The 651-nt window shown below is 44.7% G+C and carries 1 pseudogene; it reads right to left on the reverse strand.

Annotated elements, in window-relative coordinates:
* Positions 1-651: pseudogene (locus QUA40_RS07140) on the reverse strand (WD40 repeat domain-containing protein); the annotation flags it as partial.

Here is a 651-nt window from a genome sequence, read left to right on the forward strand (position 1 = left end):
TTCTTCCTTTTCAGTTATTAAATCCCAGACTTTAAGGGTCTTGTCCCACGAACCAGAAATCGCCCGCTTGCCATCAGCAGTGACGGCTACTGTATTTACCCAGTAAGTGTGACCTTTGAGAGTAAACTCTTCCTTTCCCGTAGTTAAATCCCAGACTTTGATGGTTTGATCTCTTGAACCAGAAATCGACCGTTTGCCATCAGCAGTGACGCCTACTGCATTTACTGAGTCGCTATGACCTCTGAGAGTAAATTCTTCCTTTCGAGTTTTTAAATCCCAAACTTTGATGCTGTTGTCATCTGAACCAGAAATGACCCGCTTGCCATCAGCAGTGACGGCTACTGCATTTACTAAGTCGCTATGACCAGTGAGAGTAAATTCTTCCTTTCGAGTTGTTAAATCCCAGACTTTTAGGGTGTTGTCCGATGAACCGGAAACCGCCCGCTTGCCATCAGCAGTGACGGCTACTGTATTTACCAAGTTGCTGTGACCATTGAGAGTAAACTCTTCCTTTCCAGTAGTTAAATCCCAGACTTTGAGGGTGTTGTCATCTGAACCAGAAATCGCCCGCTTACCATCAGCAGTGACGGCTACTGTATTTACCAAGTTGCTGTGACCATTGAGAGTAAACTCTTCCTTTCCAGTAGTTAA

The sequence above is a fragment of the Microcoleus sp. Pol11C3 genome, from assembly GCF_036701485.1.
Taxonomy (GTDB): domain Bacteria; phylum Cyanobacteriota; class Cyanobacteriia; order Cyanobacteriales; family Microcoleaceae; genus Microcoleus.